Genomic DNA, 15,722 nt, shown 5'->3' with positions numbered 1-15,722 from the left:
TTCACGCCGCATTCAACCCGCACACCGCCCGCGTGACGGAAAACCGGACGACAGACGTAGCGTTGCGGACTGGAAAAAACACCCGAATAAAAAAATCCGCCCGGCGCGCCGATGTGGCGTCATCCGGGCGGTTCGATTTCCGCGCCCACCTGTCCTTTCGGACATATGCGGAAAACTGGGCAGGGCCCTTTGAAGTGCTGTCCGTGGATAGATCAGTGACCTTACCCTTACCAAATCGTTCCCCCTTTTCAATCGAAACCATTTATTAACGCTAACAAAGAGTTAACGAAAAAAGGAAAATGCTGGCATGGCGCGTGCTTCTCAGTCTGCGAACCGGGCTCGCAGCCGTTCAGGTGTCCCGCAATCGGACAGGTGAACGGTCCCGATATTAAAAAAACGTTTGGATTGGGACAGGGACAGAAATGAAGCATTCTACGACGCGAAGCCTTTATGAATATTGGGACAATCTTCGCGGTCACCGCCCGGCGCCAGACCGCAGCGAGGTTGAGCCCGGCCAGATCCGCAACCTTTTGGGCGACACCTTCATTCTCGAGGTGATCGATCCAGTGACCTATCGTTTCCGGCTTGCCGGAACGCGGCTTTGCTCCCTGCACTGCCGCGAGCTCAAGAGCCGCAACATACTTCGTGGCTGGCGTGGAGAGGACGATCAGGCGCTCGCGACCCTGCTTGCGGCGGTGAGCGATGATGCGGGTGCCGCTGTTCTCGGGATTTCCGGCCACACGGAGCGCGAACATACGATAGATATGGAAATGCTCCTTCTGCCGCTGCACGTACCTGGCGAAGGTTGCAGCCGGGTACTGGGCTCGTGCGTGGCGCTTCAGCAGCCTTACTGGGCGGGCCTGCATCCGATCCTTTCGCAGTCGATCAAAAGCGTCCGCCTGCTCTGGCCGGATGAAAAGCCGGCCTTCCTTTCGTCCGGCCTCACTTCTTCCGTTCCCGCGGTCGGAGACCATCAGTACCCTCCCCTGGCCACAAGTACCGTGGCGGGAGGACGTCAGGTCGGCCATCTCACCGTGCTGGACGGCGGCAAGGTGTGACGGGGAAAAACGCGCGATCACCCAACGGTTGCAAATTCGTGATCCGGCCAGCCCCGGACACTTACCGCTTGTTAACCGAACGGAACTAACCTTGTGGACGTTCCCTGAATGGCGGGATAGACCGCCAGCCTTCAGCAAGGTTAGTGACGGATGGAGAGCGCAAAAGCAGTCGACATTGCGCGCACGATTGCCGCAAGGAATTCGGACAAACGCCGTCACAGCCGCGTCAAGGTGAACCTTCTTGGCCGTTTCATGCTGGAAGATCGCCGCGAATACCCATGCCATGTGACAAACATGTCTCCGGGCGGCGCGGCGATGATCACGCCGGTCAAGGGGCGGGTCGGCGAAAAGGTGATCGCCTATATCGACCACATCGGCCGGATCGAAGGCGAAATCGTACGCGAGATCGAAGGCGGATTCGCGATGTCGGTCGTCGCAACGCCGCGCAAGCGCGACAAGCTTGCGAACGTTCTCACCTGGCTCGCCAACCGCGACATGCTCAACCTGCCGGAAGACCGCCGGCACGAGCGCTTCGTTCCGAAGAAACCTTTCACGAAGATCGTCCTGCCGGACGGGCGCGAGTACAAGAGCCGGATCATCGACGTTTCCCTGTCCGGTGCCGCGCTCAAGACGGATGTCCGGCCGGAAATCGGACTGTCGATCGCACTTGGCAAGATGCGCGCCCGTGTCGTGCGCCACACAGAGGACGGCATTGCCGTGGAATTTGCCGCGATACAGAACCGGGACCTCCTCGAGCATCATATTTCCTGAGGCCTCGCGCCGTCTTCAGAGCATAAGGGGCAGTTTCCTGCGCCTCTCTCCCAGCCGCCCGGTTCGCGCCGGGCGTTTTTTATTGCGATTTCGCTCCCGTTCCGGATTTGCTCGCGTTCGCGCGTGAGAGCCGTTCCGGTTCTCACCGATCATCACGCACCAATTGCCGTTACGGCATATTTGGACAAGCAATTAGAATTTGAATCAAATTTGGTATTTATTCGAATAAATATATCATAAATATTGATTTTACTTATACTAAAAAGCATATTCGACGCTTATCGTGATATAAAAATCAAGATGCCACAGTGAAGCCAGCCTACGGGGAGGGCTTTACTATGATAAATACGTCAAACAGACTTGTGACAGGCGCCGCGACAATCTTCTTCGTGATTGCCGGAACCTTCACGGCAGAGGCCGAAACAGGCCGTTTCATGAACGTTCACGGGGCGGCTTCCACGCCGGTCGGCCATCAGGGCTTTTGCAGGGAATATCCCGATGAATGCCGCGCGAACCGGGGATCGCCAGTCGTCGTAAGGCTGACCGAAGGTCTTTGGAACGAATTGTTGGCGATCAATTCCTCGGTCAACCGGAGGATCAGGCCTGTCACCGACGCCGAATTGTACGGCGTCGAGGAATATTGGACCTATCCGCGAAACGGTACAGGCGACTGCGAGGAATACGTTCTCGAAAAGCAGCGCGAGCTCGTTTCGCGCGGCTGGCCGCGCAGTGCGTTGCTGATCACCGTCGTGAAAGACCGCAACAACGCAGGACACGCCGTACTCACCGTGCGTACGGACAAGGGGGACATCATCCTCGACAATCAGCTCGAAGTGGTTCTGCCCTGGTATTCCACGCCATATCGATACGTGAAACGTCAGTCCGCGAAGAATCCGGCCCGCTGGGCGCGGATCTCGGACACTCGCGTCAGCACGGTGGCGAGTATCGGAAACTGATTGCGCCTGCGGGAGCTGCAAAAGACGAGGCTTGCCCGGTCGCGTCCCCTCCCCACCCTTATCACGGCCGGGCTTGAGAGCCGGTCCCTCGGGACCGGCTCTTCCAATTCGACCTTACGGGGAACCACAGGTACCAATTCGGCTGGAGCGCCAGCATTTCAGATTTCGATAAGATCTGCCTGAAATCGGCGCCAGTTTCCGACATACCCGGCGGCGGAAGCCTTAAGCCCCTCGATCGCATTGTCGTCGAGCATCCGCACGACTTTCCCGGGCGCACCGACAACAAGGGAGCGGTCAGGGATCACCTTGCCCTCGGGCACAAGGGCATTGGCACCGATCAGGCAATTCCGACCGATCTTCGCACCGTTCAGGACCGTCGCCCCCATGCCGATCAGGCAGTTGTCGCCGACGGTGCAGCCATGCAGGATTGCGTTGTGGCCGATCGTACAGTCGTTGCCGACCTTGAGCGGATAACCCATGTCCGTGTGACACACGCAACCGTCCTGCACGTTCGTGCGTTTTCCGAGCGTAATTCGCTCCCTGTCTCCGCGAAGGACCGCGCCGAACCAGACGCTTGCCTCCTCCTTCAAAACGACATCGCCGATGATGACGGCGGTGGGCGCGACCCAATACTCCCCGCTATCGGGAAACCGGGGCCGAATACCCTCAAGGCTGTACATCGGCATCATGCATCTCCCTCAAGGGGTTGAACGATCGACGATCATAGCGGGCCATGCGGTTTGACGCGCATGGTCCGGTCAGAATTGCTGGGCAAATCCAAGCGCGAACTGCATGACGACAAGGCCCGAACAGATGCTCCACATTCCGGCGATCGTCGATGAAGCCACGAGCCAGCCGATGGGCCTCTGCTCTATGCGGCGTCCGCGAATGGCATTGCGCATGATGATGAACGGCCCGGCGAAAATGCACATCAGCAATGACGACATGCCTTTGAGCCACGTCTCGAGCTGCAGCGCGAACTTGGGCGGCTCCCCGGTGACAAGCTGGTAGAAACTCCCCAGGATGCCGGCCGCCACAAAGCCTGAGCAGCCGATATACGCCGCAATGAAAAGCTCGGACAACACGCGTTTACTCCTTGTTTACCATTCCGTAGAAAGCTGAAGAATGTGGTTCAAGGGGTCAAGTGCAATCGGCGTGCCGCTTTCGCTGTCCCGTTTACAAGCAGTTAATCATGAATATCGGCTACGTACCGAGGCCTCCGCATTCCCGATTTGACACAACACTCGCCGTGGCCGTCCCGGCGCGCCACGCCTGGCGACCTTGTGTTCGTTTTTGCTTGGAATGCCTCTGATGGCGTCGGTCACGCTCCCGCGCTCCGCCGGAAGCCTTTCCGGAAGGTTCACCGGCGTCGTCATCGCACTGGCGATGGTCGGCACGGTCGCGATTTTGCTGAAGATCGGCGCCTTGCTCGACTATTCGGGCGTGACATCCGCATTTACGTCGAACAAACAGGCGATTGCGGTCAATCTGTCGGGGCAGAGGCTCGACATACCGGCCAACATGATCCGTGACCGTGCGCAGCGTCGTTCGGCAATCGAACTGGAAAACATTGAGCTGGCCGTCGTCTGGCCGGAAATGAGCGGCTATGAACCGCGCCTGGCGTCCGCCTTCAACGATACCGGCGCCACTTCACCGAGGGTGCTGATATCGCTTCAGGCCGACCGGCGGACCCCCGGCACCTACGAGCGTCTGGAGACGGTCTACCGCTCGCTGGCAAGCGGGCCGGCAACTGAAAGCGGGGACGGCCTTTCCCGTTTGCCTCTCTCGGAAGAAGGTAGCGATGCGAGCGACTTCATCGCCTTTTCGCCGGAGGAGGGAACATTCGCGGCCCGATGTTTCATTCCCGCCGATGCACGTCTGTCGGCCGAATGCAGAAGCGAGTTCAGGGTGGGACCGGAGCTGATGGCGAGCTACAGATTCAGGCCCGTGCATCTGAGGGATTGGCGTGCGCTCGAAAGAAGCATCGCCGCGCTGATCGTCTCGTTCCTGCCGCAGAAATAAAAAAGCCCGGCTGACCCGGGCTTTCTTGGGCAATCGACCGCCTCTTGCTGTTCAGCTCACTTCGTCGAGGTCGATTTCCAGGATCGCCATCTGGAAATTCCAGCTCAGATCCTCATCCTCATCGTCGCGGAAGATCACGCCGATGAATTCATCTCCGATATAGACTTCGGCGGAATCGTCCTTCTTCGGGCGCGCGCGGACCTGAAGCTTCGGCGTTTCGAATTTCTGTTTCAGATAGGCTTCGATCTTGCGGATTTCATCGGGCTTCACGGTGCGCCTCCATCGTCGGCTTAAAAGTTGGAAAGGATGGCGCGACCCTACACATTCGTGGCGCGCTGCCAACCGGGTTGGCCATCTTTTCCAAGCCTCGTATCCAAAAACCACGCGTTCCGGCTGACGGCCTCAGTTGCTTCCGGATCCCAGAAGCTGATCCATCGAGACTGAAGGTTCCGCGCATCCCGCCTCACCGACGACTTTCGCCGGGACGCCGGCAACCGTCGAGTTGGGCGGGACGTCCTTCAACACGACCGAACCGGACGCGACCTTTGAGCAATGGCCGACCTCGATGTTGCCAAGCACCTTCGCGCCGGCGCCGATCAGCACCCCGTGGCGGATCTTCGGGTGACGGTCGCCCGACACCTTGCCCGTGCCGCCCAGCGTCACATTCTGCAGGATCGAGACATTGTCCTCGATCACCGCCGTTCCGCCGATCACCACGCCGGTCGCGTGGTCGATGAACATGCCGCGTCCCATCGGCACGCCCGGATGTACGTCGACCTGGAACACTTCCGAGGAACGGCTTTGCAGGTAAAGCGCGAAGTCCTCACGCCCCTTGCGCCAGAGCCAGTTCGCCAGGCGGTGTGTCTGGATCGCGTGAAAGCCCTTGAAATAAAGAACGGGTTCCAGAAAGCGGGTGCAGGCAGGGTCGCGATCATAGACGGCTGCCATATCGGCGCGAAATGCCGCACCGAGCTGGGGTTCGTCGGCCAGCGCCTCCAGGTAGGTCTGGCGGATCAGGCTGGCGGATACGACGACATGCCCCAGGCGTTCCGCGATCCGATGGATGACGGCTTCCTCAAGCTGCTCGTGATTGAGGACGGTCTCATAGACGAAGGACGCAAGTGCCGGCTCGGAGGCCACCATCGCGTTCGCTTCGTCACGAAGCCGTTCCCAGACCGGGTCGTGGCGCGGCAGTTCGACCGCACCAGCGGGATTCGATGACTGCGGCATGGGCAACTCTCCTTCTCAAGCCATGCGCATTTGCGACTAACATAGGCCAATCATCCACCAAACCAAGCGAAAAGGGTTTCTTTTCTCTTACCTCTCGGTTCAGGCCGGAAAGCCCGCCACCTCGATCATCGGCCCAATTGACCACCGCGGCCCGTCGCGGCCCTATGGGGTCTTGTTTCCTGGAATTCAAGCACGGATCGTCATATGCCCCCTTCCGACACACCTTCGAAACCTGAACGGGATCAAGGCCGCATCACAACCGCCGTGAAAGGCCCGATAGGCTGGATCACGATCGACAATCCGTCGCGCCGGAACGCGGTAACGCTTGCCATGTGGCAGGCGATCCCGAAAGCGCTTGCCGGCCTTGCCGGTGACGAAGCTGTACGCGTCGTCGTGCTGAAAGGCGCTGGCGACGAGACCTTCGTCGCTGGAGCGGATATTTCCGAATTCGAAACGGTCAGGAAGGATGCGGCATCCGCGCGCGCATATGAGGATTCCAATGCCGCCGCCTTTTCCGCCTTGCGTGAGTGCCCGAAGCCGACGGTTGCCATGATCCGCGGGTTTTGCCTGGGCGGTGGCCTTGGCCTTGCCGCAGCCTGCGATATCCGCATCGCCGAGGCCGGCAGCCGGTTCGGAATTCCTGCCGGAAAGCTCGGCGTCGGCTACCCGCCGAAAGCCGTGCGTGACATCGTGAAGCTCATCGGTCCTGCCCGCGCGAAACTGCTCTTCTACACGGCGGCCCGCATCGGCAGCGAAGAGGCATTGCGCATCGGCCTGATCGATCGCGAGGTCGCGGCGGGAGCGCTGGAAATCGAAATCGCCGAATTCCTTCAGGCGATCGCCGGACACGCACCGTTGACCTTGAAGGCCGCCAAGGCGGCGATCGATGCAGTCACCGGCGACCCGGAAGAGGCCGACTGGGACATGGTTCAAGCCATGGCCGACGCCTGTTTCGACAGTGCGGATTTCGCGGAAGGCAGAAGCGCCTTCCTGGAAAAGCGCGCCCCACGCTTTTCAGGCCGGTAAAGCCGCTTGCGCCCCAGGGCGGGCCAGGCGAGCAACCGGGTAGAACCAAAGACGCGAGTTGAGGTGCACTCGCTCTATCCCGCTCATATTGCAAGTGTTTTTCGTTGGGCATGTGTCAACGCCGAATAGCCGTCCGGCTACATGAAAAACGTCGAATTCACAGCGGTGAAGCGCAATCGGGATTTCGGATTCCCCGGCAAGCCATGGCCGGCGTTCCTTGAATCGCTTTCTCAGGTCCGCAAGGCGAACTTGAATCTGATTCTGAACTGCATGAAAACGTCGCAGACGCCTCAAATGACTCTGCGTTTCCAGTTCGTTGAATCTATTTCTGAACGTAGCGTAACCCCATGCAACACACCCATTCAGGCCGCCTGAAGGCGCGTCAGGAAGCCGATAACGGCATCGGCGAAAGCGTCGTTCTTGTCGCCGGCGACCATGTGTCCCGCCCCCTGGACGTCGTGAAATTCGGCATGCGGAACCAGCGACAGAAACTCCTCGACATGGTCGTCGCTGACAAGCTCCGAGCGCTTTCCGCGAACGAGGAGCGAGGGAACGCGCAGCGCTTCCGCGGCAGCCACGAGGTCGTTCTCGAGCTTGCCGGGATGCGCGTCTTCGGCATGCCGGCTTTCGATGAACTTCGGGTCCCAGTGCCAGCGGTAGCGCCCGTCGTCGTGAAGACGGAGATTCTTCTTCAGCCCGTCCAGGGTTGAGGGGCGCGCGCGGTGCGGCAGGTAGCTCGCGATCGCATCCGCCGCCTCTTCGACGGTCGCGAAACCCTCGTGCATTTTGTCGGCCATGAAGTCGATGATCCTGGAAACGCCGTTGGGGTCCACCCTCGGCGTGATGTCGACCAGCACAAGGGCCGACAGGGTGCCGGGCCTGAGTTTGCCCTCCGCCAGCATCCCTGCGATGCCGCCGAGCGATGCGCCGATGACGATGGGGCGTTCTCCGGTCTCCTCGGCGATGCGGTCCGACATGACGACGACATCGCGCGCGAAGTCGTCAAAGGCGTATTTGCCCTCGGGCTCCCATTCGCTGTCGCCGTGGCCACGCTGGTCCGCCGACCAGGCTTGCAACCCGCCTTCGGCCAGATGTTTTCCCGTCGCGTCCCAGGCGTGCCGTGTCTGTCCGCCGCCATGAAGCAGCAAGACCGGGCGTCCTGAAGAGCCGTATTTATCCGCGACAAGGCGGTTTCCATTCGCGCCAATGAAATCCACGCGCCTTGCCTCCATCAGCTTTGCTCCAGGAACTCGCGCACGCCCGCCTTGTAGACCTTGTCGCCGACGGCGAGCATATGGTCGCGGCCCGTGATCTCCAGCACTTTCGCATTCGGCATGAGTGCTGCAAGTTTCTGCGGCGAACCGGCGATATCGTCTTTCGTGCCGACGGCGACGAGCACCGGCTGTTCGATGCGCGAAACCTCTTCCTCGCTGATCTTCTGTCGGGAGGAGCGCATGCAGGCGGCAAGCGCCATGCGATCGGACTTCGTTTGGTCCGCGAAGGCGCGGAATGCCCTGCCGGTCGGATCGCTCACATCGGCAAGGCTTTTCGCCTCCAGCGCTTCGGCGATAGGCTCCGGGCTGCCGACGCCGGAGATCATTCCGTAGCCGAGCCCACCGAAGACCACGCGTTTCACCCGTTCTGGATGGTTGAGCGTCAGGAATGCGGAAATGCGCGCTCCCATCGAATAGCCCATCACGTCGGCGGATTCGATGCCGAGATGGTCGAGCAGGCGAAAAGCATCCTCCGCCATTGCCGGCGCACCGTAATCGGCCGGGTCGTGGGTGCCCTCGCTTTCGCCATGTCCGCGATTGTCGATCGCGATCACCCGCCGCCCGTCTTTCACGAGCATGTCCACCCAGCCCGTGTAGACCCAGTTGACCGCCTTGTTGGAGGCGAACCCGTGGATCAGCAGGATCGGCTCGCCCTCACCCTCGTCGAGAAAGGCGATCCTGAGGCCATCGGAGGAAAAGCTCGGCATGACGATCCTTACGTTGACGTAAACGGCAAATTGGGAGTCCCGTAAGATAGTAGCTGGCGGCGAAATAGGAAAGCCCGGAAAGAGTTGGGCCCCGGCCGGAAAGATACAGGCGAAAAAACGGCACCTTACCCCTACCCAAGGCGGCGCGGCATGGGTATTGTCCGCGCGAAAGACCATGATACGCAACACGGGCAGTGACATCCATGGCGGACAAAGTCGTCCCTCATTTCCAGAACGATCGCGGCATAGAGGTCATCCAGATCGGCGCGAAGGAATTCCAGTGCGTCGGGGCAAGGCCGCCGTTCGATCATCCGCATGTCTTCCTGGACATGGGCAAGGACGAAGAGATCGTTTGCCCCTATTGCTCCACGCTTTACCGCTTCAACGGGAAGCTTGCGGAATACCAGGCGGACCCGGAAGACTGCCTCTGGTCGCCGGAAGCCGCCTGAAGGCGCGGTAGAGCCCTCTTCTGAGCGACGCCGCGCGGAGCCGGGAATATGAGCGATTCTCCGATAGTGATCGCCGGGGGTGGCATCGGCGGCCTCACCGCCGCCCTTGCTATCGCAGGCGCCGGACAACCGGTCACGATCATCGAGCGCACGGCGAAGCTTGAGGCCGTAGGTGCGGGACTCCAGCTTTCTCCGAATGCGATCCACGTCCTGCGCGGGCTCGGCCTTGAGGATGAATTGCGTGCGGCCGCCTTCCGCCCCGAGGCGGTCCGGCTCATGTCCGCCCGCTCGGGCAAGGATATCGCGCGCGTGCCGCTTGGCGATGTGATCGAGGAACGTCACGGCGCCCCGTATCTCCTCATCCACCGGGCGGATTTGCAGTCCATCCTGCTTGACGCGGTCTCCGCACAATCCGGAATAAGCCTGCGGCTTGGCGTTTCCCTTCGCGATGCCGAACAGGACGAAACGGGGGTTCTGGTTCATCTGGAAACAGAACAAGGGCGGGATCACTTGCGCGCGCCGGCCTTGATAGGGGCCGACGGCGTGTGGTCGACCGTGCGCCGGCGCGTCATGAAAATGCGTCAGGCGGCGTTTACCGGGCGTACGGCCTATCGCGCGGTGGTGCCGATGGACGACGTTCCGGCGGAATGGCGTGATTGCACCGGTCTATGGATGGGGTCGAAAGCCCATGTGGTGCATTACCCGCTCCAGGGCGGAAGCACCTTCAACATCGTCGCCATCATCCAGGAGGAATGGGAAGAAGAAGGCTGGTCCACGCCCGCCGACAAGAACAGACTCCTGCCGCGTTTCGCCGACTGGCCGAAAGAGCTCGTGCATTTGCTCGACCTGCCGGAAAGCTGGCTCAAATGGGCGCTTTGCGCCATGGAGCCGGGTGACATCCGGGTCGACGGGCGGGTTGCGCTCCTGGGCGATGCCGGGCACGCGATGCTTCCCTTTGTCGCCCAAGGGGCGGCCATGGCGATCGAGGATGCCGCCGTTATCGCCTCATGCCTGCGCGAAGCGGATGACGTTCCGTCGGCCCTTTCCGAATACGAGGAAACGCGCCGGACGCGCGTGGACAAGGTGATGCGCACGGCAGCGGAAAACGATCGCATCTATCATCTCGGCTATCCGGGCTCGCTCGCGCGCGATGCGGTGCTCGCCCGCATGCCCCAGGAGAAAATGCTTGCCCGCTACGACTGGCTCTTCGGCTGGAAACCGGAGTGAGGCAAACGCCCGCATGACGCATCCGTGCCTTGAGCCTGAGCGGCACTTCCGGTAAAGGGATTTGCTCTCATTTCCGGCAATCGCGCAACCGTCGGGGAAAGTGAAGGGCATGAGCAAGGATCAGACAGCCGAACAGGGTCAGGAAACCGTTACGGCCGGTTTCCTCGTTATCGGCGACGAGATCCTGTCCGGGCGCACCAAGGACAAGAACATCGGCTACCTGGCCGAATATCTGACCGAACTCGGCATCGACCTTGCCGAGGTTCGCGTGGTGCCGGACGTCGAGGAGCGTATCGTGGAGGCCGTCAACGATCTTCGCGCCCGCTACACCTATGTGTTCACATCCGGCGGCATCGGCCCCACTCATGACGACATAACCGCCGATGCCATCGCCAAGGCCTTCGGCGTCGACATCGATTTCGATCCTCGCGCGGTGGCGATCTTGAAGAACTTCTACCCGGAAGGCCAACTGACCGAGGCGCGCCTGAAGATGACGCGTATCCCGGAAGGTGCGGACCTGATCGAGAACGCCGTCTCCAAGGCGCCCGGCTTTCGCATCGGCAATGTCCACGTGATGGCGGGCATTCCCTCCATCATGCAGGCCATGCTCGACGCTATCGCGCCAACCCTCAGGACCGGACGCAAAATGCTTTCGCGCACCGTCAATGCCGACCTGCCGGAAAGCCGTATCGCAGGCGCTTTGAAGGACATCCAGGACGCCCATCCAGGTGTCATGATCGGCTCTTATCCCCGCTCGATAGACGGTCGCTTCAACACCCAGGTGGTCGTACGCTCCCGCGACGAGGAGCTTCTTACCCGTGCGACCGGCGCGGTTGCCGACGCTGTCGCCGCCGCCGTCAAATCCGAATAGTCTCCAGCCACTTGCATTGCCGGAAGAAGACAATGGAAAACCCGCAACAACAAAAAGCCTTTCCCGTCTCCTGGGACCAGTTTCACCGCGATTGCCGCGCGCTCGCCTGGCGCCTGTCGGGCCAGGGAAAGTGGGAAGCTATCGTCTGCATCACCCGCGGCGGCCTCGTGCCGGCGGCGATCGTGGCCCGTGAGCTTGGCATTCGATTGATAGAGAGCGTCTGCATCGCCTCCTATCACGACTATGACGAGCAAGGCGCGCTCAAGGTCCTCAAGCCGATCGACCCGAAGGTTATCAACCTCGACGGCGGCAAGGGCAAGGCGGTGCTCGTCATCGACGATCTGACCGACACCGGCAAGACGGCGAAAGTCGTGCGTGACATGCTACCCGAAGCCCACTTCGCCACCGTCTATGCCAAACCCACGGGCCGGCCGATGGTCGACACTTTCGTCACCGAGGTTTCGCAGGACACCTGGATCTATTTCCCTTGGGACATGGGTTGGCAGTTCCAGCCGCCGATTTCTCACGGCACGGCGGGCTAAGCCTGGCGAATTTTCTCACGATATCGTGAGCAGGAGTCATTACCGTCGTTCCTCACGTTGAGGTAAACGACGGTAATGATCTCGCGCCTCGCACATATACCGGCCCTTTGCCTGCTGTTGTTTGCGCTGGTGGCCGCGCATCCCTTCATGGCAAGCATGGCGAAGGGCATGGAACGAGCGCCCGATGCGCGGGTCGAGGCGGTCGCGCTCGCCTCTTCCGTTTCGTCCACACATTCGGGGCACAGGGCCTGCCAAGGCAAGATCTGCCTCGACGTCATTGTTCATGCGACGAAGCCCGGCATGGCATCGCCCGGCGTTCGGAACATCTTTTACGGGATCAGCGTTTCGCTCGGCGAAGAGGTCGCTCGGATTGCGGATACGCCGCCTCCCCGGCATCTCGACGCTTGAAGCTGAAGGTCCGCGCGGCCGAGGGCTGAGCCATTCGCATACGGAAGATCAGCCCTGCACGCTTCGCCTTGCCGCCACCCTGCCGCAATTGGCGATTTGATTGCATCCGAATGCAACGTAGAGACATCATGACGAACAAGATTTCCATAAACCGGCGCCATTTCGTGACCGGCGCCGCAAGCCTGATGCTGGCGGGGTGCGTCGGCACTCAGCAGCGTGCGCCGCTTTCTCCCGCTCAGGATCCCTATTATCTGACGATGTACGGCCCCCAACCGAATGAGGAATTTCCGGTTCCCGCCGTGGATCTCAACAAGGTCGATCCCGCCTACTACCGCCGCGTCGTTGACTATCCGACACCGGAACGGGCCGGCACGCTCGTCGTCGATACGCCAAACCGCTATCTCTATCTGGTGATGGAAAACGGCAAGGCGCTGCGCTACGGCTGCGGCATCGGGCGCGACGGCTTTTCCTGGGGCGGACGCGCGCGGATCGCCTACAAGAAGGCTTGGCCGACCTGGACACCGCCTTCCGAAATGGTAGACCGCCAGCCGGAATTGGAGAAATTCAGAAACGGCATGCCGCCCGGCCTTCAAAACCCGCTTGGCGCCCGCGCGCTATATATCTTCGAAGGCGGGCGAGACACGCTATACCGCGTGCATGGCACCCTGGAGGAATGGTCGATCGGCAAGGCGGTTTCCTCCGGCTGCGTGCGCCTTCTCAATCAGGACGTGATCGACCTTGCCTCGCGCGTGCCGAACGATACGCCGATCGTCGTTCTACAGGCGTGAATGCAGCGAAGAAGCAGGGTTCGGACGCTCCGAGGCATGACCGCTTCAGAGTGCCGCCCTTATTTCTGCCCTACCCCTCGTCGATCCGCACAATACGGTCGGCGATTATCTCCGCAGGCGAAATGCTGCAGCCGATGGCATGGATCTCCACACCGCGCTTGCGCGCCGCATCGAACGCCTCGCCATATGCCGGGTCGATATCGCGGGCAAGTTTCAGCACGTCGCAATCCGGCCGCTGGACCAGATAGACCATCGCCGCGCGATGGCCCTCGGCCACCATGTCTCCCATCTCGACCAGATGCTTCGCTCCGCGCGCGGTGACGGAATCCGGGAATTCCGCAAGCCCGCCTTCGCGCATCAGGTGGACGTTCTTGACCTCCACATAGGTCTTCGCGCCCTCTTCGCCCGTCAGCAGGATGTCGATGCGCGAGTTCCTGCCGTATTTCACCTCCCGCTTCAGGGAAGCGAAATCGCTGAGCGCTTCGATCCGCCCTGCCTGAAGCGCTTCTTCGACAAGCCCGTTCGGATGGGCGGTATTGATGCCCACAAGCGCACCATCCGCCTCCACCAGTTCCCAGGAGAACTTGAGCTTGCGCGCCGGGTTGTCGGAGCGTGACAGCCACACTCGCGAGCCCGGCGCATTCAGCCCCAGCATGGAGCCGGGGTTGGCGCAATGCGCGGTGATCTCTTCGCCCGTATCATCCAGCACAACATCGGCCAGAAACCGCTTGTAGCGCTTGACAAGACGGCCGGAAACGAGCGGAGCCGGGAAAAGCACGGGCAAATTCCTCCTGAGGGAAACGATCAGCGCGACCAGAAATCGGGATCGAGCAGAATGATGACGGTGAAAAGTTCAAGACGCCCGATCAGCATGGCGAAAGAAAGGATCCATTTCGCCCCGTCGGGCAAGGGCGCGAAGTTGCCGGTGGGGCCGATGACGGGGCCAAGTCCGGGGCCGACGTTACCGACGGCGGTCGCGGCGGCCGAAAGAGCGGTGATGAGGTCGAGGTCGAATGCAGAGAGGATCAGCGTGAAGACGCCGACCGCGCCCATATAGACCACGAGAAAGGCAAGCACCGAAAACGATAATTCCGAAGTCAGCCGGCTCGCGCCGTATTCCTCGGAAATCACGCGGTTCGGCCTTACCATGCGCCGCAGGTGCGCGCGCACCGTGCCGAAGAAGACGAGGAAGCGGAACACCTTGATACCGCCAGTCGTCGATCCGGTGCAGCCGCCCACGAACTTCAGCAACAGTGCCAGGACGACGATGGGCGCACCCCAGGTCGTGTAGTCCCCATAGGCGTAGCCGGTGCCGGTGACGACGGAGATCATGTTGAAGGTCGACATCAAAAGAGCGTCGTCGAAAGGCACGCGGTGCTTGATGCCGAGGTAGATCGTCACGCTGAGCGAGACGATGATGACGAACCCCAGGAATGCGCGCACCTGCGGATCGCGCCAGAGCATGAACGGCTGCCCCCTTAGCGCCTGGATCAGCAGCACGAAGGGCAGCGCTCCGACGATCATGAAGAGCACGGCGAACCACGCCGTTGCCGGGTTCTTGAAGTAGCTGAAGGATACGTCGTGCGTCGAATAGCCGCCTGTGGCGATCGTCGTGAAGGCGTGGTTGATCGCATCGAAGGGAGACATCCCCGTCGCCCAGTAGGCGAACATGCAGCAGGTCGTCAGGAAAAGGTACGACAGGCCGATTAGCCGGATAAGCTCGACCGAGCGCGAGACGATCTTCTCGCTGCGGTCGGAGCTTTCCGTCTGGAACAGCTGCATGCCGCCGATCCTCAGGAACGGCAGCAGCACGATCGCCATGACGACGATGCCCACTCCCCCCATCCACTGCATGAGCGAGCGCCAGACGAGAAGGCCGGGGGGCAGAGAATCGAGCCCGCTCAGCACCGTCGACCCGGTCGTGGTGAAGCCCGAAACCGCCTCGAAGACGGCATCGGCATAGCCGACGCCGAGCCACAGGAACGGCAGCGCACCAAAGGCCGGCAGCGTTATCCAGGCAAGGGTCGTCAGCACGAAGGTCTGGCGCGTGTTGAGCCCTTCGGAGAGCGCTCCGCCAAGTGCCACCGACAGCAGAAGGCCGAGCAGCCCGGTAATCAGCGAGGAGAAGACAAAGGCCTGCCAATCGGCGTTGCGCGCCGCCAGATCCACCACGGCCGGAATCAGCATCGCCGTTGCAAGACCCACGTAAAGAAAGCCGAGGATGTTGAGAACAGGGCGAAGCGAGAGCACGTGGCGGTCGTCTCAGGTCCGGTTTGAAGGGTTATTTGAGCGCGGCACCTTAGGCCGGGGCCGGATGGCGGAGCAAGGCGCAAAGGCCGTAATCCCCCTTGTTTGCGCGATTAATTGCACCGGCGTTGCGCCAAAGCCGCTCA

General features: G+C 61.1%; 19 protein-coding genes. 11 read left to right on the top strand and 8 right to left on the bottom strand.

Annotated features, from left to right (window positions below):
* Nucleotides 1-422 precede the first annotated feature (422 nt).
* The 3 genes from GR183_RS02835 to GR183_RS02825 all read left to right on the top strand — a co-directional run bounded on the left by GR183_RS02835 (nucleotide 423) and on the right by GR183_RS02825 (nucleotide 2,785).
* Nucleotides 423-1,058, top strand: a complete 636-nt coding sequence (locus GR183_RS02835; protein ID WP_160774052.1) for a PAS domain-containing protein — start codon at nucleotides 423-425, stop codon at nucleotides 1,056-1,058.
* Nucleotides 1,059-1,208: 150 nt separating this feature from the next.
* Nucleotides 1,209-1,829, top strand: a complete 621-nt coding sequence (locus GR183_RS02830; protein WP_160774051.1) for a PilZ domain-containing protein — start codon at nucleotides 1,209-1,211, stop codon at nucleotides 1,827-1,829.
* Nucleotides 1,830-2,167: 338 nt separating this feature from the next.
* Entirely contained in the window at nucleotides 2,168-2,785 is a 618-nt protein-coding gene (locus GR183_RS02825) for a transglutaminase-like cysteine peptidase (RefSeq protein WP_160774050.1), read from the top strand.
* A 158-nt stretch (nucleotides 2,786-2,943) separates the two neighbouring features.
* On the opposite strand, the gene GR183_RS02820 is transcribed toward GR183_RS02825, so the two are convergent.
* Nucleotides 2,944-3,471, bottom strand: coding sequence for a gamma carbonic anhydrase family protein (locus GR183_RS02820; protein WP_160774049.1), 528 nt, complete (start codon nucleotides 3,469-3,471; stop codon nucleotides 2,944-2,946).
* A 72-nt stretch (nucleotides 3,472-3,543) separates the two neighbouring features.
* Entirely contained in the window at nucleotides 3,544-3,870 is a 327-nt protein-coding gene (locus GR183_RS02815) for a DUF6949 family protein (protein WP_312846762.1), read from the bottom strand.
* A 226-nt stretch (nucleotides 3,871-4,096) separates the two neighbouring features.
* Here GR183_RS02815 and GR183_RS02810 point away from each other — a divergent pair, with 226 nt between their 5' ends.
* Nucleotides 4,097-4,807, top strand: coding sequence for a hypothetical protein (locus tag GR183_RS02810; protein ID WP_160774047.1), 711 nt, complete (start codon nucleotides 4,097-4,099; stop codon nucleotides 4,805-4,807).
* Between the two features lie 51 nt (nucleotides 4,808-4,858).
* On the opposite strand, the gene GR183_RS22110 is transcribed toward GR183_RS02810, so the two are convergent.
* Together GR183_RS22110 and cysE are read right to left on the bottom strand one after the other, a co-directional pair.
* Nucleotides 4,859-5,077, bottom strand: coding sequence for a DUF3126 family protein (locus GR183_RS22110; protein ID WP_160774046.1), 219 nt, complete (start codon nucleotides 5,075-5,077; stop codon nucleotides 4,859-4,861).
* 132 nt (nucleotides 5,078-5,209) lie between these two features.
* A complete protein-coding gene (cysE, locus tag GR183_RS02800; RefSeq protein WP_160774045.1) occupies nucleotides 5,210-6,037 on the bottom strand; it encodes a serine O-acetyltransferase in 828 nt (275 codons plus the stop codon).
* Nucleotides 6,038-6,241: 204 nt separating this feature from the next.
* Here cysE and GR183_RS02795 point away from each other — a divergent pair, with 204 nt between their 5' ends.
* A complete protein-coding gene (locus GR183_RS02795) occupies nucleotides 6,242-7,063 on the top strand; it encodes an enoyl-CoA hydratase (protein WP_160774044.1) in 822 nt (273 codons plus the stop codon).
* Nucleotides 7,064-7,425: 362 nt separating this feature from the next.
* Here the strand turns inward: GR183_RS02795 and GR183_RS02790 are convergent, their stop codons facing one another.
* Together GR183_RS02790 and GR183_RS02785 are read right to left on the bottom strand one after the other, a co-directional pair.
* Nucleotides 7,426-8,295 carry an alpha/beta fold hydrolase gene (locus tag GR183_RS02790; RefSeq protein WP_160774043.1) on the bottom strand — a complete coding sequence of 290 codons (870 nt, stop codon included), beginning with the start codon at nucleotides 8,293-8,295 and terminating at the stop codon, nucleotides 7,426-7,428.
* Nucleotides 8,295-9,044, bottom strand: a complete 750-nt coding sequence (locus tag GR183_RS02785) for an alpha/beta fold hydrolase (protein WP_160774042.1) — start codon at nucleotides 9,042-9,044, stop codon at nucleotides 8,295-8,297. The genes GR183_RS02790 and GR183_RS02785 overlap by 1 nt, the downstream gene beginning before the upstream one ends.
* A gap of 203 nt (nucleotides 9,045-9,247) precedes the next feature.
* Between GR183_RS02785 and GR183_RS02780 the strand changes: the two genes are divergently transcribed.
* The 6 genes from GR183_RS02780 to GR183_RS02755 all read left to right on the top strand — a co-directional run bounded on the left by GR183_RS02780 (nucleotide 9,248) and on the right by GR183_RS02755 (nucleotide 13,329).
* Nucleotides 9,248-9,493, top strand: a complete 246-nt coding sequence (locus GR183_RS02780; RefSeq protein WP_160774041.1) for a zinc-finger domain-containing protein — start codon at nucleotides 9,248-9,250, stop codon at nucleotides 9,491-9,493.
* 48 nt (nucleotides 9,494-9,541) lie between these two features.
* Entirely contained in the window at nucleotides 9,542-10,720 is a 1,179-nt protein-coding gene (locus GR183_RS02775; protein WP_160774040.1) for an FAD-dependent monooxygenase, read from the top strand.
* A 109-nt stretch (nucleotides 10,721-10,829) separates the two neighbouring features.
* Nucleotides 10,830-11,591: a competence/damage-inducible protein A gene (locus GR183_RS02770; RefSeq protein ID WP_160774039.1), complete on the top strand. Its 762-nt coding sequence runs from the start codon at nucleotides 10,830-10,832 to the stop codon at nucleotides 11,589-11,591.
* Nucleotides 11,592-11,623: 32 nt separating this feature from the next.
* Complete coding sequence (gpt, locus tag GR183_RS02765; protein ID WP_160774038.1) at nucleotides 11,624-12,133, top strand: xanthine phosphoribosyltransferase; 510 nt, start codon at nucleotides 11,624-11,626, stop codon at nucleotides 12,131-12,133.
* A 75-nt stretch (nucleotides 12,134-12,208) separates the two neighbouring features.
* The gene (locus tag GR183_RS02760) at nucleotides 12,209-12,541 is read left to right on the top strand and encodes a hypothetical protein (RefSeq protein ID WP_160774037.1); all 333 of its coding nucleotides are present in this window, start codon (nucleotides 12,209-12,211) and stop codon (nucleotides 12,539-12,541) included.
* A gap of 128 nt (nucleotides 12,542-12,669) precedes the next feature.
* Nucleotides 12,670-13,329, top strand: a complete 660-nt coding sequence (locus GR183_RS02755; protein WP_202395800.1) for a L,D-transpeptidase — start codon at nucleotides 12,670-12,672, stop codon at nucleotides 13,327-13,329.
* Between the two features lie 70 nt (nucleotides 13,330-13,399).
* Here the strand turns inward: GR183_RS02755 and sfsA are convergent, their stop codons facing one another.
* Nucleotides 13,400-14,107, bottom strand: coding sequence for a DNA/RNA nuclease SfsA (gene sfsA / locus GR183_RS02750; RefSeq protein WP_160774036.1), 708 nt, complete (start codon nucleotides 14,105-14,107; stop codon nucleotides 13,400-13,402).
* Nucleotides 14,108-14,133: 26 nt separating this feature from the next.
* On the bottom strand, nucleotides 14,134-15,579 hold the full coding sequence (locus GR183_RS02745; RefSeq protein WP_312846761.1) for a TrkH family potassium uptake protein: 1,446 nt from the start codon (nucleotides 15,577-15,579) through the stop codon (nucleotides 14,134-14,136).
* Between the last annotated feature and the right edge of the window lie 143 nt (nucleotides 15,580-15,722).

Origin of the sequence: Stappia sediminis (assembly GCF_009826895.1) — a bacterium.
Taxonomy (GTDB): Bacteria; Pseudomonadota; Alphaproteobacteria; order Rhizobiales; family Stappiaceae; genus Hongsoonwoonella; species Hongsoonwoonella sediminis.
This window is presented reverse-complemented; position numbering and strand designations above follow the sequence as displayed.

What these genes read in the sequence shown, in the direction of transcription:
- GR183_RS02790 (WP_160774043.1), bottom strand. Translation starts at nt 8,295, where the DNA reads ATGGAGGCAAGGCGCGTGGATTTCATTGGCGCGAATGGAAACCGCCTT.
- GR183_RS02775 (WP_160774040.1), top strand. Translation starts at nt 9,542, where the DNA reads ATGAGCGATTCTCCGATAGTGATCGCCGGGGGTGGCATCGGCGGCCTC.
- GR183_RS02795 (WP_160774044.1), top strand. Translation starts at nt 6,242, where the DNA reads ATGCCCCCTTCCGACACACCTTCGAAACCTGAACGGGATCAAGGCCGC.
- GR183_RS02810 (WP_160774047.1), top strand. Translation starts at nt 4,097, where the DNA reads ATGGCGTCGGTCACGCTCCCGCGCTCCGCCGGAAGCCTTTCCGGAAGG.
- GR183_RS02830 (WP_160774051.1), top strand. Translation starts at nt 1,209, where the DNA reads ATGGAGAGCGCAAAAGCAGTCGACATTGCGCGCACGATTGCCGCAAGG.
- GR183_RS02835 (WP_160774052.1), top strand. Translation starts at nt 423, where the DNA reads ATGAAGCATTCTACGACGCGAAGCCTTTATGAATATTGGGACAATCTT.
- GR183_RS02755 (WP_202395800.1), top strand. Translation starts at nt 12,670, where the DNA reads ATGACGAACAAGATTTCCATAAACCGGCGCCATTTCGTGACCGGCGCC.
- GR183_RS02820 (WP_160774049.1), bottom strand. Translation starts at nt 3,471, where the DNA reads ATGCCGATGTACAGCCTTGAGGGTATTCGGCCCCGGTTTCCCGATAGC.
- GR183_RS02825 (WP_160774050.1), top strand. Translation starts at nt 2,168, where the DNA reads ATGATAAATACGTCAAACAGACTTGTGACAGGCGCCGCGACAATCTTC.
- GR183_RS02760 (WP_160774037.1), top strand. Translation starts at nt 12,209, where the DNA reads ATGATCTCGCGCCTCGCACATATACCGGCCCTTTGCCTGCTGTTGTTT.
- GR183_RS02780 (WP_160774041.1), top strand. Translation starts at nt 9,248, where the DNA reads ATGGCGGACAAAGTCGTCCCTCATTTCCAGAACGATCGCGGCATAGAG.
- gpt (WP_160774038.1), top strand. Translation starts at nt 11,624, where the DNA reads ATGGAAAACCCGCAACAACAAAAAGCCTTTCCCGTCTCCTGGGACCAG.
- GR183_RS02785 (WP_160774042.1), bottom strand. Translation starts at nt 9,044, where the DNA reads ATGCCGAGCTTTTCCTCCGATGGCCTCAGGATCGCCTTTCTCGACGAG.
- cysE (WP_160774045.1), bottom strand. Translation starts at nt 6,037, where the DNA reads ATGCCGCAGTCATCGAATCCCGCTGGTGCGGTCGAACTGCCGCGCCAC.
- GR183_RS02770 (WP_160774039.1), top strand. Translation starts at nt 10,830, where the DNA reads ATGAGCAAGGATCAGACAGCCGAACAGGGTCAGGAAACCGTTACGGCC.